The sequence below is a fragment of the Allobosea sp. GW821-FHT10B12 genome, assembly GCF_059415545.1.
On sequence record NZ_JBWKNL010000005.1, the window covers coordinates 364936 to 387410 of the forward strand.

18 protein-coding genes and 1 pseudogene are annotated in these 22475 nt (G+C 67.2%); 18 read left to right on the forward strand and 1 reads right to left on the reverse strand.

Features of this window, described 5'->3' with window-relative positions; genetic code table 11:
* Positions 1-128: 128 nt before the first annotated feature.
* Complete coding sequence (locus AC07O0_RS19405) at positions 129-3302, forward strand: SH3 domain-containing protein (RefSeq protein WP_494625316.1); 3174 nt, start codon at positions 129-131, stop codon at positions 3300-3302.
* Positions 3303-3393: 91 nt separating this feature from the next.
* Complete coding sequence (locus AC07O0_RS19410; RefSeq protein ID WP_494625317.1) at positions 3394-3753, forward strand: hypothetical protein; 360 nt, start codon at positions 3394-3396, stop codon at positions 3751-3753.
* A 141-nt stretch (positions 3754-3894) separates the two neighbouring features.
* On the opposite strand, the gene AC07O0_RS19415 is transcribed toward AC07O0_RS19410, so the two are convergent.
* On the reverse strand, positions 3895-4587 hold the full coding sequence (locus tag AC07O0_RS19415) for a winged helix-turn-helix transcriptional regulator (RefSeq protein ID WP_494625318.1): 693 nt from the start codon (positions 4585-4587) through the stop codon (positions 3895-3897).
* 133 nt (positions 4588-4720) lie between these two features.
* On the opposite strand from AC07O0_RS19415, the gene AC07O0_RS19420 reads away from it, so the two are divergent.
* The 16 genes and pseudogenes from AC07O0_RS19420 to AC07O0_RS19495 all read left to right on the forward strand — a co-directional run bounded on the left by AC07O0_RS19420 (position 4721) and on the right by AC07O0_RS19495 (position 22471).
* On the forward strand, positions 4721-5893 hold the full coding sequence (locus AC07O0_RS19420; protein ID WP_494625319.1) for an acyl-CoA dehydrogenase family protein: 1173 nt from the start codon (positions 4721-4723) through the stop codon (positions 5891-5893).
* A gap of 234 nt (positions 5894-6127) precedes the next feature.
* Positions 6128-7624, forward strand: a pseudogene (locus AC07O0_RS19425) (amidohydrolase family protein); the annotation flags it as partial.
* Positions 7625-7628: 4 nt separating this feature from the next.
* Positions 7629-8597, forward strand: coding sequence for a CobW family GTP-binding protein (locus tag AC07O0_RS19430; RefSeq protein WP_494625320.1), 969 nt, complete (start codon positions 7629-7631; stop codon positions 8595-8597).
* Between the two features lie 89 nt (positions 8598-8686).
* A complete protein-coding gene (locus AC07O0_RS19435; protein WP_494625321.1) occupies positions 8687-8908 on the forward strand; it encodes a hypothetical protein in 222 nt (73 codons plus the stop codon).
* A gap of 182 nt (positions 8909-9090) precedes the next feature.
* A complete protein-coding gene (locus tag AC07O0_RS19440) occupies positions 9091-10326 on the forward strand; it encodes an ABC transporter substrate-binding protein (RefSeq protein ID WP_494625322.1) in 1236 nt (411 codons plus the stop codon).
* A gap of 171 nt (positions 10327-10497) precedes the next feature.
* Positions 10498-11352, forward strand: a complete 855-nt coding sequence (locus AC07O0_RS19445; RefSeq protein ID WP_494625323.1) for a helix-turn-helix transcriptional regulator — start codon at positions 10498-10500, stop codon at positions 11350-11352.
* Positions 11345-12358, forward strand: coding sequence for a branched-chain amino acid ABC transporter permease (locus AC07O0_RS19450; RefSeq protein WP_494625324.1), 1014 nt, complete (start codon positions 11345-11347; stop codon positions 12356-12358). The genes AC07O0_RS19445 and AC07O0_RS19450 overlap by 8 nt, the downstream gene beginning before the upstream one ends.
* Positions 12359-12360: 2 nt before the next feature.
* Entirely contained in the window at positions 12361-13449 is a 1089-nt protein-coding gene (locus tag AC07O0_RS19455; RefSeq protein ID WP_494625325.1) for a branched-chain amino acid ABC transporter permease, read from the forward strand.
* Positions 13446-14234, forward strand: coding sequence for an ABC transporter ATP-binding protein (locus AC07O0_RS19460; protein WP_494625326.1), 789 nt, complete (start codon positions 13446-13448; stop codon positions 14232-14234). The genes AC07O0_RS19455 and AC07O0_RS19460 overlap by 4 nt, the downstream gene beginning before the upstream one ends.
* A complete protein-coding gene (locus AC07O0_RS19465) occupies positions 14227-16470 on the forward strand; it encodes an ABC transporter permease (RefSeq protein ID WP_494625327.1) in 2244 nt (747 codons plus the stop codon). Before AC07O0_RS19460 ends, AC07O0_RS19465 begins: the two co-directional genes overlap by 8 nt.
* The gene (locus AC07O0_RS19470) at positions 16467-17342 is read left to right on the forward strand and encodes a phosphoenolpyruvate hydrolase family protein (protein ID WP_494625328.1); all 876 of its coding nucleotides are present in this window, start codon (positions 16467-16469) and stop codon (positions 17340-17342) included. The genes AC07O0_RS19465 and AC07O0_RS19470 overlap by 4 nt, the downstream gene beginning before the upstream one ends.
* 27 nt (positions 17343-17369) lie before the next feature.
* Positions 17370-20252: a flotillin family protein gene (locus tag AC07O0_RS19475; protein ID WP_494625329.1), complete on the forward strand. Its 2883-nt coding sequence runs from the start codon at positions 17370-17372 to the stop codon at positions 20250-20252.
* Between the two features lie 10 nt (positions 20253-20262).
* Positions 20263-20700 carry an SRPBCC family protein gene (locus AC07O0_RS19480; RefSeq protein WP_494625330.1) on the forward strand — a complete coding sequence of 146 codons (438 nt, stop codon included), beginning with the start codon at positions 20263-20265 and terminating at the stop codon, positions 20698-20700.
* 2 nt (positions 20701-20702) lie between these two features.
* A complete protein-coding gene (locus AC07O0_RS19485) occupies positions 20703-21155 on the forward strand; it encodes an SRPBCC family protein (protein ID WP_494625331.1) in 453 nt (150 codons plus the stop codon).
* Between the two features lies 1 nt (position 21156).
* Positions 21157-21978: an FAD binding domain-containing protein gene (locus AC07O0_RS19490; protein ID WP_494625332.1), complete on the forward strand. Its 822-nt coding sequence runs from the start codon at positions 21157-21159 to the stop codon at positions 21976-21978.
* Between the two features lie 10 nt (positions 21979-21988).
* Positions 21989-22471 carry a (2Fe-2S)-binding protein gene (locus AC07O0_RS19495; protein ID WP_494625333.1) on the forward strand — a complete coding sequence of 161 codons (483 nt, stop codon included), beginning with the start codon at positions 21989-21991 and terminating at the stop codon, positions 22469-22471.
* Positions 22472-22475: the final 4 nt, after the last annotated feature.

Consider the following 22475-nt stretch of genomic DNA (forward strand, 5'->3'; position numbering starts at 1 on the left):
TATACCTCCCCTGCCCTCGACATTCTCGCGCCTCCGTCAGGTTGCTATCAGCTTCTGGCGCCATCCTCTCGCCAGCATGATCCGCGCCCGGTCTCTCCGCGGCGCCAGGCGATATGAGGATATCCGCGATGGCCCAGGCTGCAGCGAGCATTTCCGGCGCGAGCGAGGCGACGAAGAAGCGGTCCGAGGTCGACAGCGCTCAAAGCGCATCGGGCACGAATCCAGGCTCCAGTGGAGTCGATTCTTCATCCACGCAGGATTTCAACGCCGAGATGGCGCGGGCGCGCGCTAGCGAAGAGGAACGCCGCGCTACCCAGCCGGCGTCGACCTCGACCAGCAGCGGAGCGCAGAACGACAATCAGGCTGCTCCGGCCGCTGACTCAACCTCGGGAAGCGGCTCGACGACGCCGGTCGAAGGCGGCTCGAGCACCTCGGGCGTCGAGACCGGCATCGGCGATGCCGCCAATACGCTGGTCAATCCAGGCGACGAGATCGGCAAGCTGAACAGCGACGGCGACCAAGTGGTCATGAGCATGACCGCCGAGGGCAAGCTGCAGGTCCCGCTCGGCCGTATCCCGGTCGGCGTCGGGGTCAAAGGCCAGTATGGCTATGACATCACCGTCGCCCAGCGCGGCGATGGCGGCGAGGGCCAGCCGGCGCCGACCTATGACGTCACCTTCGACAAGCGCCTGCAGGGCGGCCTGACCGGCGAGCTCGCGACACCTGGCATCGATCCGGCCGCCGAATTCAACCTCGGCAGCTCCGATTCCGTGACGATGAGCTTCGCCACCCAGGAGGAGGCGACACGCGCGGTCGAGGTCCTGCAGCGCCTCGGCACCTCCGAAGCGGTGCGTGACATCGTCAACGCGCCGATCCCCGGCGTCGGCACGATCGGGGCCGCCTCCAACCCGGTGCCGGAAGATGACGGCAGCCTGAGCGACACGCATTCCTGGCCGACGCCTGGCAACCTCGCTGCGGAGCCGCTGCGGCCCTCGGCCGAGGACATGGCCTTCCTGCGCGACAACATCACCAGCTATTCGCAGGAGCTCAACGCGCAGGAACGCCTGAAGCTCGGCGCCAAGGCGGCCAATCTCGGCATCGAGACGCGCCTCGACCAGAACCAGCGCGTCATCCGTACCGTCGAAGTACCGCGCAATGGCGAGCCGGGACGGCTGACCTATACGCTCGCCGGCGATCTCGATTCGAGCACCAAGGAGAAGCTAACGATCGGGCAACAGCAGTTCGACCAGTTCGAGCTCGGCTACATCCCGCAGAACATCGTCGACCATGGCACGCTGCGCGGCGAAGTAAGCATGTCCTGGGACATCCCGGCCGACCAATCGCTCAGCGAGGTCGCGGGCCGGCCCATGCCGGAGATCGACGGCCTCGGTGCGCCGGACGAGGTCTCGGCGCGGGTCGAACTGACCTATCAGGACCAGCCGCTCACCGATCTCAGCCGAACCGACCAGCGCCGCGTCTCGATCGAAGCGACGACGCGCAACCCCGCGCAGCATGCCGGCCCGGTGATCTCCTCGCTGCTGCAGGGCGATTTCCGCCAGGCCGCCGCCAGCATGGGCGACGACTTCAGCGTCACCACGCAGGACGAGCGCATTGCCCGCAGCGGCGTCAACCAGCAGCACGAGCTCGGCCTCACCGTCGCCGATGTCGGCAAGTTTGGCGTCTCGCTGATCGCCAATATCGGCCGCGACGACATCACCGACCGGCAGACGCGGACCTTCACCGGCGCCGACCTCGCCCAGCGGCCGCAGCAGGTCGACCAGCCGCAGGAGCAGCCGGAACAACCTGCTACCCCACAGCCCGAGCAGTTCGTGGTCGTGCCGCATGACGGGCTCAACCTGCGGGCCGAGCCATCGACCGAGGCCGGCAAGCTCACCGTGCTGCGCAACGGCACCTTCGTCGACGCGACCGGCCAGCGCCGCATCGACGCCAATGGCGACGAATGGGTCGAGGTGCAGGGCCGCGGCGTCGATGGCCGTGACGCCACCGGCTGGGTCAACGGGCGCTATCTGCAGCGCAACGAGACCGGCGAGATGGGGCCGACGGGGCGCATCAACCCCGAGCTCGAGGAGCAAGGCTATCGCTCGGTGACCATCGCCGAGGGTGAATCGGTCTGGCAGGCAGCCGAGCGCGCCGGCGCCGATCCACGCGCGGCGGTGCAACTGAACAGCGGCCATCTGGTCGATCCGAACCTGGTCTTCGCCGGCGACAAGGTCTATCTGCCGGGCACGGCAACGCCGCAGCCCGGGCCGGTCGAGCCAGTGCCGGAGGAACCGCAACCGGAACCCGAGGCCCCTCCGGCCGAGTCCGAGGCGCCGAGCGGGGAGACCGATTCCCCAAGCACGCCGTCGACCTCCGGTGACGGCGAGCAGCCAGGGACAAGCGGCACCGACCCGGCGCCGACGCAGCCGTCACCCAGCGTCGACGACGGCAGCTCGCAGTCCGGAGATGACACCCCGAGCCAGCCGAGCGGCGATCAGCCCAGCCAGCCGAAAACGACTTCTGGCGATCAGCCATCGGAAAGCGGCTCGACCTCAGGGGACGATCCTGCTCCTGCCCCGGACACGACCGATCAGCCGGCACCGGAGGACCCGCAACCTCGGCCAGACGATCCGACAGCGCGCGATCCGAAGCTCGACCGCATCCTGCGCGACTATCAGATCGAGGAGGATCCGCGCGGCACGGTGATGTGGGGCCCGGGCGGCCTTGCGGGGCTGTTCACCGACGAGAAGCGCAAATTGACCGCGACCGAAGCCGACTTGATGGACAGCCTGAGCGTCTTCGGGCTGAAGGACATGCGTGACATCAAGGGCAAGGCCGAGACGGTCGCGCTCGAGCGCTATCCCAAGCCGGAGAACCAGCGCGGCGGCTTCCCGCAGAATCCCCAGGTCACCGGAGATTTCGACACCTGGGCGCAGAATGACGGCCATTCAGACGCCTTCCGGCACGCCTACTGGAATGCGCTGATGACCAAGCAGTTCGGCAAGGACTTCACCGAACGCTTCACCTCGGCCCATGAGGGCGTCGAGAACCCGGCTGACCGCGAGGCGATGGATCTCTACAACAACGAGGTCGGCCGTCGCATCGCCGAGCAGAATCCCGACGCTTCCGACGAAGAGCTCGCCGATCTGGTGCAGCGCGCCATCGAGAACGGCGAGATGGTCGTGATCGACCGCGACGGCGAGCTCGCCTGGAGCAACGACGTCGCCTATGGCCAGCACGGCCAGGCCGATGACGGCGCCGTGCCGGGCGTGCGGCCGACGCCGGAAGTCAGCACGTCATAGTCCTGTAGCAGCAGCGGGCTTGGCTGGCCGCGGCTGGAAATGAGATGAAAGACAGGGCGCGCTTCGGGGCTGCGCGCCGGCAGAGGTTGGAATGAAGACGATCGTGCTCGTGCTGCTGGGCGTCATCGTGCTCGCCGGCGTGGCGCTTGGTGCCCGCAAGCTGCTGGCGCCAGACCCCACACTGTTCAGCAAGGAGCGCTGGATCGCCGAGGCCAAGGCCAAACCGAGCGAGAACAAGCGCTCGCTGATGACGGACGATCTGGCAAAGCGCCTGCGCCCGGGCATGACGGAGGCGGAGATAACCGAGCTGATGGGGCCGCCTGACAGCCGCCGCGGCGAGCGGCTGGTCTATAATCTTGGCATGCCGGGCTTCGGCGTCGATTATGAGCACTATGTCGTAGAGCTGGACAGTGCCGGCAAGGTTGCGCGCTTTTACACCGACAGGGGTTGAGTGGCACTGCCGAGCAGAACGCGTCAAAACCTCGAATGCGCCTTGAGCGTCACGTCCGTTTTCAGGCGAGAGACCAGGGTCTGCTTCTGGCGCGGACCAAGCCTTCCTCTTGCCAAACCTCGCACATGATCGTCGCGTCCGTCACTGCACCCGGCGCGGTTCGAAGGCGAAGGCGCTGAGTCCGAGCCATTGTTGCATGGAGCACGCCAGGGCCTGATTGCCGTCGATCTCCAACTGGCCGGTGTCCGACTCCTTCTTGATCGTCGTCAGTCCCATCCAGATCGCCGTCATCGTGCGCAGCGAACTCTTGACCAGCAGGTCGAGCTGATGGCCGGGGTCGAAATTGCAGAGGTCGACGGTGCCGTCGGCCACCACGAGCCACCACCGCTTTTGCGACCCTGGAAGTTCGGGGTACAGAAACTGTATCGTGCAGCGATGCGCCGGCAGCAGCTTGACGTTGAGGCTCCGGCGCATGTCCCACATCAGCAGCGAAGGGTCGAGATTCCTGAGCGAAAGCCGCGATTCCATCCAGCGCTGCGCCCAGTTGCCGAGGCCCATGATCAGCGATCTCAGTTCCTCGCCCGCCTCGGAAAGATGATATTCAACCGAGCCCTTCGTCTTGCGCGACACGGTGATGACCCCGGCCTGCTGCAACTCCTTGAGCCGTTTCGAGAGCAATGCGGGCGACATCTTCGGTAGGCCGCGCCGCAGGTCATTGAATCGGGTGCTGCCGCAGAGCAGTTCTCGCACGACCAGCGTCGTCCATCGACTGCACAATATCTCCGAGGCCATCGACACCGGGCAGAACTGGCCATAGCCGCCGCGATCGTTCATGGCGAACCCCGTTTTTCTTTTGGCGAATGGTACCAGACCGGGGTCACGCGGAAAACGCCGGCAGTTCAGTTGCTGAACTGGAAGCTCAAAGCCTCAGCGGTGATCCTTCCGTCTCGCAGGAATGGAGGACACCATGTCGACTGTCACTGCTTCGAAAGCCTCGGCTCCGTCATTCAGTGCGGGCACCGCTTCTGCGGCCAGCGTCGTGGAAACGGCGCGCGCGCTCGCACCGAGACTGGCTTCGCGTGCCGCCGAGATCGACCAGAATGACCGCTTCGTCAGCGAGAACTATGCCTTGCTGAAGGAGGCGGGCCTCGTCGAGGCAGGCGTCCCGCGGGAGCTGGGCGGCGGCGGCGCCGAGATCTCCGAACTCGCCGAGATGCTGCGGGTGCTCGCCAGGGCATGCGGTTCCACCGCACTGGCTTTTTCCATGCACATCCATCAGGTCGCCATCCCAGCCTGGCGCTGGCGACACCAGAAGGTCGCCGCTGTCGAACCCCTGCTGAAACGGATCGCCGCGGAGAGGATCATCTTGTTGTCGTCCGGCGGCTCGGACTGGATCGGCGGATCCGGAAAGGCCGAGAGGGACGGCGACGGCTACCGCATCACCGCACGGAAGGTGTTCACCTCCGGCGCCGAAGCCGGCGATATCCTGATGACCGGGGCGATCCATGAAGGGGAAGACGGGAACCGGTCTGTCATTCATTTCGGCGCGCCGATGAAATCCTCGGCGGTGCGTATCGAGGACACCTGGCGCACGCTCGGCATGCGAGGCACGGCGTCGAACGATGTCGTGATCGAGGATCTCTTCATCCCCGCCGCGAATGTCGCGTTTTCGCGCAAGGCCGGCGAGTGGCACCCCGTTTTCGAGACGATTGCGACCATCGCTTTCCCGCTGATCTATGCGGTTTACCTCGGGGTTGCCGAAAGCGCCCGCGACATCGCCATCGAGATCGCGAAGAAGAAGCCGGCATCCGACCCGTCGCTGGCCGGTCGCATGGACACAGAATTGCGGGCCGCGCAGCTCGCACATCGCTGGATGCTGGATATCGTGGCGCGCAACGCGCCGTGCGCCGAGACGGTCAACGAGGTCATGATCGGGCGCACTCTGGTTGCCCGCCACGCGATTGCGGCCGTCGATCTGGCGATGGAGCTGGCAGGCGGCGCGTCGTTCTACCGGGCGACGGGATTGGAGCGGCGCTTCCGCGACATCCAGGGTGCGCGTTTCCATCCGCTCCAGGCCAGCCCCCAGGCCCGCTATGCCGGTGCAATGGCGCTCGGCCTGCCGACGGGTTCGATTTTCTGACAGGTCGATGCGGGCCGGAGGAAGCAACATCTCGAGCTTCCTCCGGCCTATAGTCAGTTCGAACGCGCTCAGCGCGACCGACGGCGTTGTACAGGCGTGGTGCATGCTTGGCCTGCATGATCGACCAAAGTGGTTCGCCGGGCGGCGCCCTTGCCTCGGCAATTCCGGATCGGCCAACATCGGGCCGACGATGGCTGCGGCAGAGCAAGCCATCCAGAGAACGAGAAGCGAGGGCAGATGAGCGGACTCTTGATCACGGGCGGCCGCGTCGTCGATCCGGAAAGCGGCCATGACGGCATCGCCGATGTCGCCATCGCCGACGGAAAGATCGTCGCGATCGGCTCCGACCTCGGCAAGGCCGAGCGCGTGATCGACGCGCGGGGACTGATCGTCGCGCCCGGCTTCATCGACCTTCACGCCCATGGCCAATCGATCCCGGCCGACCGGATGCAGGCTTTCGACGGCGTCACCACGACGCTGGACCTCGAAGCCGGGGTGCTGCCGGTGGCGTCCTGGTATCGCCGGCAGGCGGAACAGGGCCGCATCCTGAACTACGGCGCCGCGACGAACTGGGCTTTCGCCCGGATTGGCGCGATGATCGGGATCAACGAGGAATCGTCTCTGGAAGCGTTCGGGCGCGCCATGCGCGATCCGCGCTGGATGGACAACATTTCCTCGCCCGCCGAGCAGCAGAACATCCTCGATCGCATCGCGGCCGGGCTCGACGAGGGCGGCATCGGCATCGGCATCCTGAACGCCTATGCCCCCGGCGCCGGTGTGCAGGAACTGACGGCGCTGTGCCAGCTCGCCGCCGAGCGCGGCGTGCCGACCTTCACCCATATCGCCTATATGGCGAATACCGATCCGAAGAGCGCTGCGGAGGCTTATATCCGCCTCATCGGCTATGCCGGCGCGACCGGCGCGCACATGCATATCTGCCACTTCAACAGCTCCAGCAAGACCGATGTCGAGCGTTGCGCGCGGCTGATCAAGAAGGCGCAGGAGCAGGGCCTGCCGATCACGGTCGAAGCCTATCCCTATGGCACCGGCTCGACCGTGATCGCTGCCGCGTTCTTCAGCGACCCGGAATTCGAAAGCCGCAATGACACGCGCTACCAGCAGATCCAGCTCGTCACGAGCGGTCGCCGTATTCAGGACCGCGAGGATCTGCTGTCGGCGCAATCGGAGGATCCGTCGCAACTCGTCCTCTGGCATGTGCTCGATACCGAGAACAATGCCCGTCACCGCGATATGCTCGATCTCTCGGTCCTGTATCCCGGCGGCGCGATCGCCTCGGATGCCATGCCCTGGTCGATGCCGGACGGGGCGACCTATACCGGCGATGCCTGGCCCTTGCCTGAGGAAGCGACCTCGCATCCGCGGTCATCGGGCACCTTCACGCGCTTCCTGCGCCATTGGGTGCGCGAGCGGCAGGCGGTCAGTCTGCAGGAGGGGATCGCAAAGTGCACATTGATCCCTGCCGAGATCTTGGCCGCGAGCACGCCCGCAATGCGGGACAAGGGCCGGCTGAAGGCCGGAGCTGACGCCGATGTCGTGGTCTTCGATCTGGATCAGCTCACGGATCGGGCGGAGTTTTCGGCGATGAACCGCCCGGCCGAAGGCGTCCGGCACCTCATCGTCAGCGGCGAGCCGGTCATTGCCGAGGGGCTCATGAATGTCGCAGCCAGGCCGGGCCGGCCGGTGCGCCGCCCGTTCGGCACGGCAGCTTAGGGCCATGCCGGTTCCGATCCTGCTGGTCACGGGCTTTCTCGGCGCCGGCAAGACGACGCTGGTCAATCGTATCCTGCAGCAGGCAGATGGCCGCCGCATCGCGGCCGTCGTCAATGATTTCGGCGCCATCAACATCGACGCGGAGCTGATTGCCGGCGCCGAGGACGGGGTCGTCAGCCTCGCCAATGGCTGCATCTGCTGCTCGCTGGAAGGCGATCTGCTGCGGACGCTCGCCAATCTGCTGCGGCGAACCCCGCGGCCCGAAGCCATCGTGATCGAGACCAGCGGCGTCGCCGATCCCGAGGACATCATCCGCAACCTGATGGATCCGGTGATCTGGCGCGAAGCCCCCCTGGAAACGGTGCTGTGCGTCGTCGACGCCGCATCGGCGGAGGCGGATCTCGGCGACTCCTTGCTCCTGAGCCAGCTGCGAGCCGCCGATCTCGTCGCCATCAGCAAGGGAGATCTTGTCGACGAGCCAGCCCTCGATGCGCGCCGTCGCGCCCTGTCGCAGATCAATCGCAGGGCCACCCTCGTCGAGGCGACCGGAGGGGACATCCCGCTCGACCTCGTCTTTCCCGAGGTCGGGACGGCCCGCGAGCGGACGACACGCCCGAAAAGGCCGAGCATCGACCGTTTCGAGAGCTTCAACTGGACGTCCGTGGAGCCGATTTCGCTGGCAGGCTTCCAGCAGGCGATCGGCCGGCTTGCGCTGCGGCTCGTCCGCGCGAAAGGCATTCTCGAAACGGTTGAGAACCCGGATTCCCGCTACCTCTTCCAGCTCGCGGGCGGAAAGGCCACGCTGGCGCCCCTCGGTCGGGACGATCCGGCGCAGGGCGGCACGCGCATCGTCTTCATCGCGGAGATCGACAAGATCGCTCAATCAGAGATCGATGAGGCTATGAGCCGGGCGGGACGAAAATGCGGACAAGCATCCACCGGGAGCCAGCCGGGCTCCAAGGCTGAGTGCTAAAGCCTGCCGATTTCTCACAGTGAGATGACTGACGCGCCCGGCATGTCGCTGCTGCTCGCAAGGCGTCCAAAAGCTATGCAAAATCAAGCTTGAAGACTGGTGAAACCGAGGAGTGGCGTTTACCAGCGCCCGTTCTGGCCTTCATTTCGAACTTTGCGATGTCTGCTGCGACTCTCCAAGGTCCACTGTCGGCCAAGGCGCTAGCGGATGCGATCGAGCCGATCATCGGCCAGGTAGGGCACAATCTGGCAGATGATCAGATCGACCGGCCCGCCGACGGCGCCAATTGCCAGGAAGCGCATCGCCCTTGATAGGGGCCGAACCCTCTGGATGGCGAAAAGCAGACCCTCGGCAATATCTACGACCTTGGCAGTAGACCGGCCTGTGCTAGCCTAGATTTAGAGCGGAGTGAAAAATCCGCCATCGGCTTCGCCGTTGAAACCTTCGGCGCGGCCGTCCACGCAGGGAGGTGAATGCGATGCGGAAGGCATTAATGGCCGCCGTTGCGGCGTGCGCTTTGATTGCGGCCGGCGGAACCGGCCAGGCTCAGGAAAAACTCAAGATCGGCGTGCTGGCGACGCTTTCGGGCGCGCTGACCTCGGGCGGCGAGGACGGTGTCCGCGGCGCCCAGATCGCCTTGAAGCAGCGCGGCGGCAAGATCGCCGGCCGCGAGGTCGAGTTCATCATCGCCGCGACCGACGCCAGCCCGGACTCGGCGCTGCGGGCAGCGCGCAAGCTGGTCGAGCAGGACAAGGTTCAGCTCATCCTCGGCCCGCTCTCGGGCTCCGAGGGCATCGCGATGCGCGACTACTCGAAGACAGTGCCCAACGTCACCGTCGTCGATGCGTCCTCAGGCGCGCTCGAGACCACCTATGTCAATCCGTCGCCGAACTATTTCCGCTTCAACAGCAACGGCGCGATGTGGATGGCCGGCCTCGGCGAGTACGTCTTCAAGGACAAGGGCTACAAGAAGCTCGCTGTGATCGGCGAGGATTATTCGTTCCCCTATACTCAGGTCTTCGGCTTCGCGCTCGGTTACTGCAAGGCCGGCGGCCAGATCGTGCAGCGCCAATGGGTGCCGCTCGGAACCAAGGATTTCGGCTCGGTCATCGCCAATATCCCCGATGACGTCGACGCCGTCTTCCTCGGCCTCGGCGGCGGCGACTCCGTCAACTTCCTCAACCAGTACGGCCAGACCGGCGGCAAGGCGAAGTTCGTCGGCGGCTCGATCATGGTGGACCAGACCGTGCTGTCGTCGCGCGGCAACGCCAAGCGCCTGCTCGTCGGCACGCCCTCTTCGGGCGGCGTCGCCGATGCCTGGGACAATCCGAAATGGCAGGCCTGGGTCAAGACCTACCAGGACGCCTTCCCGGCGGACAAGCGCTTCGCCAGCCCGTCGCTGTTCGCGACCAATTACTACAATGCCTTCAGCGGGATGGCGGCGGGGCTGGAAAAGGTCAACGCCGACCTCTCTGACGGCGGCGCCAAGTTCCGGGCCGAACTCGCCAAGGTCGAGCTCGATGCCCCGAACGGACCGATCAAGCTCGATGACGACCGGCAGGCGATCGCGACGACCTTCATCACCGAGGTCGTCGAGGCGCCGAACGGCGAACTGACCAACAAGTTCGTCCGCACCGTCCCGAATGTCTCGAAGACGATGGGTCTGTCTGCGGAAGCCTTCAAGGCGGTGGGGCTGCCGTCCCGGACCAACCCGGAATGCAAGCCCTAGTCGCCCCAACCGACTGACTCACCGGAAAGGGCGCGACAGGTATCGCTCCCTTTCCGGCCTGCCGTCCCGCTCCGGTCAACGACGTCGCGCGCTTCTTGAGTGCGGCGTTGGGCGAAGGCTCACCTGATGAGGCAGCCTTAGGCCCACCCGAGCCTTGCTACGCGAGGAGCCATGAGTCGCGCAGTCGCGGTCTGTCACGGTCCGTTCGGACGGGTGTCGATCTACGACCTCGACCGCCCGCTGGTGGTGCATGCCCACCGCGAAGCTCACCTGATCTTCTTCCTCGACGGGTCGCGCGGCCTCGTCACCGTCAATGACCGCACGGTCCGGGTCGATCCGTTCATGGGTGTCGCGATCAATCCCTGGGAGCCCCACAATTTCCAGCCGGAGCAGCCGGGCTCCTTCGGGCTCTTCCTCGTCATCTATCTCAAGCCGGAATGGCTGGCGGCGCAGACCATGTCGCTGGCAGGATCGCTGGTTTTCCCCTCCTGCGAGCTGGTCGTGACCCGCGAGCTCGCCGCCTGGCGCGACCAGGCGGTCGAGATGCTGCTGTCGCAGCATCGCGAGCTCAATCTCGCCCCGGTGCTGATGGCGCTGGCGCAGGCTTCCAGCGAGCCGATCGGGCCCGAGCTCGCTTCGTCGCTGCTGCACGACTCGTCAGAGGGCGCGCTCGACCGGCGCGTGCTGCGCGCCTGCCGGCTGCTGGAGCAGCGTCCCTCCTGCGAAGGCGCCCTCGCCCGGGTCGCCCGCGAGGCCGGGCTGTCACGCGCCCATTTCTTCAAGCTTTTCCGGGAACAGGTCGGCGTCACCCCGACCGTCTTCTCCAACACGGTCCGGCTCGACGCGGCGCTCGAACGGATCGTGCTGTCGAGCGATCCGGTGACCAGCATCAGCCACCGCCTCGGCTTCTCCGGCCAGAGCGTGTTCACGCGTTTCTTCACCGCCCATATGGGCATGGCGCCCCGCGACTATCGCCGGGTTCTGCGCACCGTCGGCCTCCCGCAAACGCAGGCGAGCCATGTCTGATTTCATCGGCCGCCGCCCGATCTGGTCGCTGGTGATCCTGATCGCGATCGCCCTCCTCGCCTTCCTGATCTTCGCGGTCTGGACACCGTGGATGGAGCTGACCTTCGGCAGAAAGCGCGTCTTCCTGAGCGCGCTCTTCAACGGCATCACGCTCGGCGGGCTCTATTTCCTCGTCGCGAGCGGCTTCACGCTGATCTTCGGCCTGATGCGCAACGTCAACCTGGCGCATGGCTCGCTCTATCTGTTCGGCGGCTATGTCGGCTACAGCATCGGCAACCTGACGGGATCCTGGTTCGCCGCGCTGATCGGCGCCTTCGTGATCGTCGCGCTCGCCGGCATGCTGATGCAGGTGCTGCTTTTCCGCTGGATGGAAGGTCAGGACCTGCGCCAGACGCTGGTCACGATCGGCCTCTCGATCATCGTCGCCGACCTGCTGCTCTGGAGCTATGGCGGCGACACTTTCCAGGTGACGACGCCGGACTGGCTCTCCGGGCCAATCCAGCTGCCCTTCATCGTCGCGCTGCGCAGCAATGGCGAGGCGGTGATGATGACCTATCCGCTGGTCCGCATCGCCATCCTGATCGGCGCAATCATCCTCGGCGTCGCGATGTGGCTGGTGCTCAACCGCACGCGCATCGGCATGCTGGTGCGCGCCGGTGTCGACGACCGCGACATGCTCTCGGCCACCGGCGTGCGCGTGCAGCTCGTCTTCGTCATGGTCTTCGCCTTCGGCGCCGGGCTCGCCGGCTTGGCCGGCGTCGTCGGCGGCACCTTCCAGTCGCTGCAGCCCGGCGAGGACACCAAGATCCTCCTGTCCTCGCTCGTCGTCGTCATCGTCGGCGGCATGGGCTCGATCCCCGGCGCCGCGATGGGCGCGCTGATCGTCGGCCTCGCCGAGCAGTTCGGCTCGGTCTACATGCCGACCTATGCGGTGATGCTGACCTTCGTCATCATGGTCGTGGTGCTGGCGATCCGGCCGCAGGGCCTGGCCGCGGTGAGGCGCTGACGATGGCGCTCGCCGAACCCCGCCTCGCGATCGCGACGCCGCGTCCCCGCGAGGGGCTCAGCGAAGTGATCGCGCGGCAGGGCACGGCCTTCTGGATCGTCGCGGCGCTGCTGCTGGTGATGCCGCTGCTCGCGAACCCGTTCTGGCTCGTCCAGATCCTCGCCTATGCGATGATCCTCGGCATGATCGCGCTCAGCCTGATGTTCCTCGCCGGCTATGGCGGCATCGTCAGCCTGATTCAGATGACCGTCGCGGCCTTCGCCGCCTATCTCGTCGCGATCTTCGGCGACAGCGCCATCACGCAGATCAGCCTGAAATGGCCGTGGTGGACGGCGGTGCCGGTCGCGATCCTGCTCGCCACCCTGTTCGGCACGCTGGGCGGCGCGCTCTCGGTCAGGACCGAAGGCATCTACACGATCATGATCACGCTCGCGATCGGCTCGGCCTTCTATTACCTGACACTGCAGAACTACACGATCTTCAACGGTTTCAGCGGCTTCAACGGCGTCATGCCGCCGGTCTTCCTCGGCATCGACTGGGGAAGCACCGTGCCGTTCTACTATCTGACGCTCGGCTTTGCCGCTGTGGCCTATGCGGTCGTCGTCTATGTCTCGCGCGCGCCCTTCGGCCTCGCCTTGCAGGGCACGCGCGACAATCCAAGGCGCATGGCCGCGCTCGGCTTCGACGTCGTCGCCCACCGCATCGCGGCTTACGCCTTCGCCGCGGTGATCGCCGCCTTCGCCGGTGTGCTGCTGGTCTGGTACCAGCGCCAGGTCTCGCCGGGGACGGGCGGCGTCGGCCCGGTGGTCGACATGCTGATCATCGCCGTGGTCGGAGGCCTCAGCCGCCCGATCGGCCCGTTCATCGGGGCGCTGGTCTATGTGCTGCTGCGCACCTTCGCGCTCGATCTGCTGGACTGGGTCGGGCTCGAAGGCAAGCGCTATCAGTTGCTGATCGGCTTCGGCTTCCTCGTCATCGTGCTGTTCTCGCCGGACGGGCTGATCGGCATCTGGCAACGCCTGCGCGAGCGTTATCGCAAGAGCCGCGAGGCGCAGGACGCGCAGATGCGGACCGGCGGAGGCGCGCCATGAGCGCCGTGCCGAGCCTGGAGCGTCTGAGCAGCGCCAGCTCGGGCAACGCGCTCGAACTGCGCGGCGTTTCGCGCCTGTTCGGAGCGCTGGCGGCCCTGTCCGACGTCACGCTCTCGGTCCGCCCCGGCGAGCGACGGGCCGTGCTCGGCTCGAACGGGGCCGGCAAGACCACGCTGTTCAACTGCGTCACCGGCGATTTCTCGACGAGCTCCGGCGTCATCCGCTTCTTCGGCGAGGATGTGACGGCCTTCCCGCCGCATGAGCGCATCCGGCGCGGCCTCAGGCGCACCTATCAGATCTCCTCGCTCTTCGCCGGGCTGACGGTGATCGACAATGTCTATCTCGCTTGCCGCGGCGTCTCGCGGAACCGCTTTTCGCTGCGCCGGCCGCGTCGCGACGACACGCTTCAGCACGCGGCCGAGAGCCTGGTCGATGCCGTCCATCTCACGGCGGTCAAGGATCGTCTGGTCGGCGAACTCGCCTATGGCCAGCAGCGCCAGCTCGAGATCGCGCTCGCGCTCTCTGGCGCACCGCGCTTCATCCTGTTCGACGAGCCGGCGGCGGGACTGTCGCCGACCGAACGGCAGGACCTCGTCCGGATCCTGACCTCGCTGCCGGCCCATATCGGCTACATCATCATCGAGCACGACATGGACGTGGCGCTCCGCGTCGTCGAGAGTGTGACGATGATGCACAACGGCCGCATCTTCAAAGAGGGGCGGCCGGACGAGATCGAATCCGATCCGGAGGTGCAGGAGCTCTATCTCGGGGGCGGCCATGGCTGAGCGCCTGAAAGCCCCGCCCGCCGCCGGTGTCCCGATCCTGCAGATCGCGGGCCTCAATGTCTTTTATGGCCGCTCGCACGCCGTCCAGGGCGTCGACCTCACGCTGCAGCACGGCGTCCTTTCCGTCGTCGGTCGCAACGGCATGGGCAAAACGACCATGTGCAAGGCGATCATGGGTCTCGTGCCGATCGCCTCCGGCTCGATCCGCTTCTTCGGCGAGGAGATCGCCGGTCGCTCGCCGGCGGAAGTGGCGCGGCTTGGCGTCGGTTATGTCCCGCAAGGCCGCCGGCTCTGGCGCTCGCTGACCGTCGACGAGCATTTGCGGCTGATGCAGCGCGGCAAGCGCGGCGCCTGGACGCCGGAGCGCATCTACGAGGTCTTCCCGCGCCTCGCCGAGCGTCGCAACAATGGCGGCGGCCAGCTTTCCGGCGGCGAGCAGCAGATGCTGGCGATCAGCCGGGCGCTGCTGCTCAATCCGCGCCTCCTCATCATGGACGAGCCGACCGAGGGGCTGGCGCCGGTCATCGTCGCGCATGTCGAGGAGATGCTGGTCCGCCTCGCCGAGCAGGGCGACGTCGCGATCCTGGTGATCGAGCAGAACATCGGCGTCGCCACGCAAATGTCCGATCCGGTGGCGATCATGGTCAACGGCCGGATCAACCGCGTCATCGCCTCGGCCACGCTGGCCGGCGACCGCGACCTGCAGCAGCGCCTGCTCGGCGTCGGCCGCCACGGCCATGACGAGACCGATGCGGCATCGGAAGCGGCCCCGGCAGCCGGAACCTCCCGGCCTGCCACTCCGGCGCCGGTTGGGCCGACCCGCGTCTACATCTCCAATCCCATCATTCCGAACCGCTGGTCTCAAGCCGTGCCGGCGGCGCGGATCGAGGCGCAGGCCCGCACCATCTCGCGCCCGACATTGGCGACGCGCGACGGCCAGCCGGTCGGCGCGATCCGGCCGCTCGCGGCAGCGGCGAGCAGCGAACCCTATGTCGTCGTCGCCGGCACGCTCGACACCAAGGGCGAGGAGCTGCGCTTCATCCGCGACCTGATCCGGGCCGAGGGCCTGCGCACCCGCCTCGTCGATCTCTCGACCTCGGGCAGGAGTGCCGGCGGCGACGTCACCCCGCAGGAGATCGCGCTCGCCTCGCCGAAGGGCTCGGCCGGCATCTCCTCGGGCGATCGCGGCACGGCGGTGGCGGCGATGACCGAGGCCTTCAAGGCCTGGCTGCCACGCCAGCAGGGCCTGCTCGGCATCATCTCGGCTGGCGGCTCTGGCGCGACCGCGATGGTGACGCCGGCGATGCAGGCGCTGCCGGTCGGCCTGCCCAAGCTGATGATCTCGACCATGGCGTCGGGCGATGTCCGCGCCTATGTCGGCGCCACCGACATCGCGATGCTGCACGCCGTCACCGATGTGCAGGGCGTCAACCGCGTCTCGCGCCTGGTGCTCGGCAATGGCGCGCACGCCATCGCCGCGATGGCCAAGGCCCGCCTCGCCGAGCTGAAGCCCGAACCCTCCCGCCGCCGCGAACCTGAGAAGCCGCTGGTCGGGCTCACCATGTTCGGCGTGACCACGCCCTGCGTGCAGCAGGTCTCCAGGCTCCTCGCCGATGAATGGGAGCCGCTCGTCTTCCACGCCACCGGCACCGGCGGGCGCGCCATGGAAAAGCTGGTCGAGTCCGGCCTCGTCGGCGCGGTGATCGACGTCACGACCACCGAGATCTGCGACCTGCTGATGGGCGGCCTCCTGCCGGCGACCGAAGACCGCCTCGGTGCGATCATCCGCACCCGCATCCCCTATGTCGGCTCGGTCGGCGCGCTCGATATGGTCAACTTCTTCGCGCCCGAGACAGTGCCGGAGCGTTATCGCAGCCGCCAGCTCTACCCGCACAACCCGCAGATCACGCTGATGCGGACGACGGCGGAGGAGAATGCCCGCATGGGCCGCTGGATCGGCGAGCGGCTGAACCAGATGGAAGGGCCGGTCCGCTTCCTGATCCCCGAGCTCGGCGTCTCAGCTCTGGATGCACCCGGCCAGGCCTTCCACGACCGGGCCGCCGATGCCGCACTGTTCCAGGCGCTGGAGCAGACTGTGCGCAGCGGCCCGAACCGGCAGCTGATCCGCCTGCCGCTCCACATCAACGACCCCTCCTTCGCCGCCGCTCTGGTGCAGCAGTTCCGCACGCTGCATGTCGGCCGGCGTCGCGAACGGGCGGGCGGAGGCAGGCCATGACGCGTTTTGACAAGAAGGCCCTGCTGAAGCGCTTCCGGGGGATGATCGCCAAAGGCGAGCCGATCGTCGGCGGCGGCGCCGGTACAGGCCTCTCGGCCAAATGCGAAGAAGCCGGCGGCATCGACCTGATCGTGATCTACAATTCCGGCCGCTATCGCATGGCCGGCCGCGGCTCGCTCTCCGGGCTGATGCCCTATGGCGACGCCAATGCCATCGTCATGGAGATGGCGGCCGAGGTGCTGCCGGTGGTCAGGAACACGCCGGTGATCGCCGGTGTCTGCGGCACCGACCCGTTCCGGCGCATGGACGTCTTCCTCGACGAGGTCCAGCGCCTCGGCTTCTCCGGGGTGCAGAACTTCCCGACCGTCGGGCTGATCGACGGCACCTTCCGCGCCAATCTCGAAGAGACCGGCATGGGCTACGGCCTCGAGGTCGAGATGATCGCGCTGGCCAATGCCAAGGGCCTGCTGACCACCCCTTACGTCTTCTGCGAGGACGATGCTCGCGCCATGGCGAGGGCCGGCGCCGACATCATCGTCTGCCATCTCGGCCTCACCACCGGCGGCTCGATCGGCGCCGAGACGGCACTGAAGCTCAAGGACTGCCCGGCTCTGGTCGAGAGCTGGGCCAAAGCCGCGCTCGCGGTGAAGAAGGACGCGATCATCCTCGTCCATGGCGGGCCGGTCGCCGAGCCTGCCGATGCCGACTTCATCATGAAGAACACGGTCAACTGCCACGGCTTCTATGGCGCGTCGTCGATGGAGCGCCTGCCGGTCGAGATCGCGATCCGCGACCAGACCCGCGCCTTCAAGCAGATCAGCCGCTCGGCGGCGACGGGAAAGCCGGCGCGCAAGGCCGGCAAGACGAAATGACCCGGGCACGGGCGGGAGGATGCTGACATGACCGGGCAACTGATCGGATCGCTGATCCTCTGGCTGATCGTGGCGGTGATCGTCATCGCCATCGTCGTCTATCTGGTGAACTGGCTCTATCGCCGCTCGTCGAAGGAGGTCTCCTTCGTCCGCACCGGCCTATTCGGCGAAAAGGTGGTGATCAATGGCGGCGCCTTCGTGCTGCCGATCATCCACGACGTCACGCCGGTCAACATGAACGTGCTGCAGCTCGCGGTGACGCGGGCGAACAATGACGCGCTGATCACCCGCGACCGGATGCGCGTCGACATCGACGCCGAGTTCTATGTCCGGGTGAAGCCGGAGCGGCAGTCGGTCTCGGTCGCTGCCGCCACGCTCGGCCGGCGCACCCTGCAGCCGGACCAGCTCAACGCGCTGCTCTCCGGCAAGTTCATCTCAGCGCTGCGCACCGTCGCCTCCGAGATGACGATGGAGGAGATGCACGAGCAGCGCGGCTCCTATGTCCAGCGCGTCAAGGACGCTGCCGCCGAGGCGCTCGACCAGAACGGCCTGGTGCTGGAATCGGTCGCGCTCACCGATCTCGACCAGACCGACCTGCAATATTTCAACCCGTCCAACCGCTTCGACGCCGCCGGTCTCACCCGGATCATCGAGGAGATCGAGGACAAGCGGAAGCTGCGCAACGACATCGAGCAGGACTCGATGATCCGCATCCGCACCCGCAATCTCGAAGCCGAGCGCCAGGCGCTCGACATCGAGCGCGAGAGCGAAGCGGCGCGGCTGGAGCAGCAGCGCGAGATCGAGATCAAGCGCGCCATGCAGCGCGCGGAGGTCGCCCGCGAGCGCGCCGTCCGCGACACCGAGGCCGAGCAGGCGCAGATCACCTCGCGCGAGGAGATCGAGAAGTCGCGCATCGCCAATGAGCGCGCGATCAGCGAGGCCCGCATCGCCTCCGAAAGGGACATCCGGCAGCAGGAGATCGCCCGGACGCAGGCTGTCGAGGAAGCCGAGATCGCTGCGCGCGAGCAGGTCGAGAAAGCGCGCATCGCCAATGAGCAGGCTATCAACGCCGCCCGCATCGCTTCCGAACGCGAGATCCGGCAGAAGGAGATCGAGCGCACCCGGGTGCTGGAAGCGGCCGAGATCGAGGCGCGCGAATCCACCGAGAAGGCCCGCATCCTGCAGGAGAGCGCGGTCAATGCCGAGCGCATCGCTCGCGAGCAGGAGGTCCGCAACCGCGAGATCGAGCGCACCCGCACGCTCGACCAGGAGGACATCGCGGCGCGCGAGGCCGTCGAGTCGGCCCGCATCGTCCAGGAGGAGCGTGTGCGCGCCCTCCAGATCGCCCGCAACAGGGCGCTCGACGAGGCCGAGATCGCGGCACGCGAGGCGGTGGAGAAGGCCCGCATCGCCCAGGAGGACGTGATCACCGCCGACCGGATCGCGCTGGAGCAGCGCAAGCGGCTGCTGGAGATCGGGCGCACCGAGACGGTCGACGCCGCCGAGATCGCCGCCCGCGAAACCGTGGAGAAGGCGCGGATCAGCCAGGAGCGGATCGTTTCGGCCGAGCGCATCCGCCGCGATGAGGAGGTCCGCAATCTCGAAATCGCCCGCAACCAGGCGATCGACACCGCCGAGATCTCGGCGCGCGAAGCGACCGAGGCCGCCCGGATCGCGCAGGAGAAGGTCGTCGCGGCCGAACGCATCGCCGCCGAGCTTTCAACCAAGGAACTGGAGATCAAGCGCAATGCCGATCTCGACGCCGCCGAGCTGAAGCGCCGCGACGCGGTCGAGCGCCAGCGCATCGCCACCGAGCTCGGTCTGGAGAAGGAACGCATCGACTCCAGCAAGACCCGCGAGATGCTGCAGATCGCCCAGAAGAAGGCGGTCGAGGTCGCCGAGGAGGAGCGCGCCATCGTGCTCGCCGCGAAGAAGGTCGAGCGCGCCGACGCCGACAAGACACTGCGCCAGGCCGAGATCACCGCGCGCCAGCAGGTCGAAACCGTCGACATCGCCCGCGAGCAGGCGCTGGAGGCGGTCCGGATCGAGCGCCGCCGGGCGCTGGAGCAATTGGAGATCGCCCGCAATCAGGCGCTGCAGGAGGCGCAGATCGTCTCGAACGAGGAGATCGAGCGGGCCCGCATCTCCTCCGATCGCGGCCTCGACGAGGCCCGCGTCGGGCGCCAGCGCGAATTGCGCAAGCTCGAGATCGAGCGCGAGCGCGAGGTCGAAAGCGCGACGATGGACAAGGCGATCGCGCTCTACGCCAAGTCGCTGGAGGAATCGGCGGCGCAGGCCAATGCCGAGATCGCCCGTGCCAAGGCGGTCGAGGCCGAGGAGAAGGTCAAGACCGTCCGCGAGAGCGAGAGCGCGCAGCGGCGCAAGACCGTCGAGATCCTGCTGGCCGAGAAGGCCGCCGAGGAGGCGCGCATCGCGGCCGAGGCCGAGAAGGTGCGCCGCGCCGTCGAGGCCGAGGCGCAGAAGCTGCTCTATGAGGCCGAGAACGTGCTCAGCGATGGCGCCCGCTACGGGCTGTTCCGCCGCCGCCTGCTCGACAAGATCGAGGGCATCGTGCGCGAGAGCGTCAAGCCGATGGAGAAGATCGAGGGCATCCGCATCCTCCATGTCGACGGGCTCGCCGGCGGAGCGGGGGCGAGCGGAGCTGGCGGCGCGGCGCGCTCGCCCACCGACGAGGTGATCGAATCAGCGCTGCGCTACCGGGTCCAGGCGCCGATGATCGACCAGGTGCTGAAAGAGATCGGCATCGAGGGCGGCAACCTCGCCAAGATGGGCGGGCTGATGCGCGAGGCCTCCGACATGCAGCGCGTCGCCAAGGAAGCCCAGCCGGCCAAGCCGAAGGGCGGGACCGGCGGCACCGGCGGCGAATCCGGCCCGGCCGAGAAGGCGTGAGGACGAAAGCATGGCCCGCGTCTACGTTTCCAGCGTCATCGCCGCCCCGGCCGCCAAGGTCTGGGCCCGGGTGCGCGACTTCAACGGCCTGCCGAACTGGCATCCTCGCATCGCCGAGAGCCGGATCGAGAACGGCGAGCCCGCCGACAAGGTCGGCTGCATCCGCGCCTTCTCGCTGCGCAGCGGCGACCGTTTGCGTGAGCAGCTGCTCGGCCTCTCCGACTACGACATGTTCTGCACCTATTCGATCCTGGATTCGCCGATGCCGCTGACCAATTACGTCGCGACGCTCAGGCTGACGCCGATCACCGATCAGGAGCGCACCTTCATCGAATGGTCGGCCGATTTCGACTGCGCGCCGGAGAAGGAGGCCGAGCTCGTCGCCGGCATCGGTACCAATGTCTTCCAGGGCGGCTTCGACGCCCTCAAGCGCGCCTTCGGGGGATAGCCATGCCCCATGTGGTCCGCAGCACGATCATCGATGCGCCGGTGGACCGGCTCTGGTCGGTCCTGCGCGACTTCAATGGGCATGACCGCTGGCACCCGATCGTGGCGCGCAGCGAGATCGAGCGCGCCTATCCGCCGGACCGGGTCGGCTGCATCCGGCGTTTTCAGCTGCGCGACGGCAGTGAACTGCGCGAGCAATTGCTGACCCTCTCCGACCTCGAAATGACCTTCAGCTACTGCCTGCTCGATACGCCGATCCCGCTGTTCAACTACGTCGCCCATGTCCGTTTGCTGCCGGTGACCGACGGCAACCGCAGCTTCTGGCACTGGGAAAGCCGCTTCACCACGCCGCCCGGGCGGGAAGCCGAGCTCGCGCAGCTCGTCGGCGACGAGGTCTACACCAACGGCATCGAGGCGGTGCGCCGCCTGCCCGCGATCGTCGGCGAGGAGGCCTGACATGCTCGACCTGCGAACCTGCGCCAGCCTGTCGGAAGCCGCCGGCATCCTCTCCGGCGACCGCCAGGCGCTGCTGATCGGCGGCGGCACGCTGGTGATGCGCGACGTCAACGAGGGCCGTTTGACCGATGGCACGCTGGTGCGTGTCACCGATCCGGCCTTCCGCCAGATGACCACCAGCGGTGCCCGTATCGAGCTCGGTGCCGGCGTCACCATGGCGATGGTGCTGGCCAATCGCGATCTCGCCTGCCTGCATGCTGCAGCGCGCGCCATTGGCGGGCCGGCAGTCCGGACGATGGCGACGATCGGCGGCAATCTCTTCGCGGCAGCACCCTATGGCGACTTCACCGTCGCGCTGCTCGCGCTCGATGCGCAGGTCATCATGCAATCCGGCTATGGTTCGGGCCGGGCGGTGCCGCTGGAGGATTTTCTCAGCGCCCGCGAGCGTGGCGGCCAGGGGCTGGTGACGGCGGTGCAGTTCGCGCGGCCGCAGAACGCGGCCGAGTTCCAGTTCCGCAAGATCAGCAGGGTCAAACCGAAGGGCATCTCGGTGCTCTCGATCGCGGCGCATCTGCCGCTCTCGGGCGGCCGCGTCGCGCAGGCCCGCGTCGCCTATGGCGCGATGGCCCCGACGCCGATCCGCGCCCGCGGCGTCGAGCGTGCCCTCGACGGCAAGCCGCTCGACCAGGCGGCGATCCAGCTGGCGAAGCAGGCAGCGCTCGAAGGCTGCCGCCCGGCGACCGACGCGATCGCCAGCGAGTGGTACCGGCGCGAGATCCTCCCCGTCCATCTCGGCCGGCTGCTCGCCGGCGAGCCGCGCTGAGGAGGCGCCGATGGCCAAGCTCCCGGTCCAGTTCCGGCTCAATGGCAGCGATCGCGCCACCTTCGTCGACCCGGCGAGCAACCTGCTCGACACGCTGCGGCGCGGGCTCGGCGATTTCGGTCCCAAGTATGGCTGCGGCCAGGGTACCTGCGGCGTCTGCACCGTGCTGGTCGACGGCGAGCCGCAGCTCGCCTGCCTGACGCTCGCGGTGTCCTGCGAGGGGCGCCAGATCGAGACGACATCCGGCATGGCCGATGGCCCGAACCTGCATCCGCTGCAGGACGCGTTCATGGACCATTTCGCCGCCCAATGCGGCTTCTGCACGCCGGGCATGCTGACTGCGGCGCGGGCGCTGCTGGCGAAGAACCCGCAGCCGAGCCGCGACGAGGTCGTCGAGGCGATCAGCGGCAATATCTGCCGCTGCACCGGCTACGAGCCGATCATCGCCGCCATCCTCGCCGCGGCGAACGCGCCCGGCGCGCGCCGAGCCTGAGGGA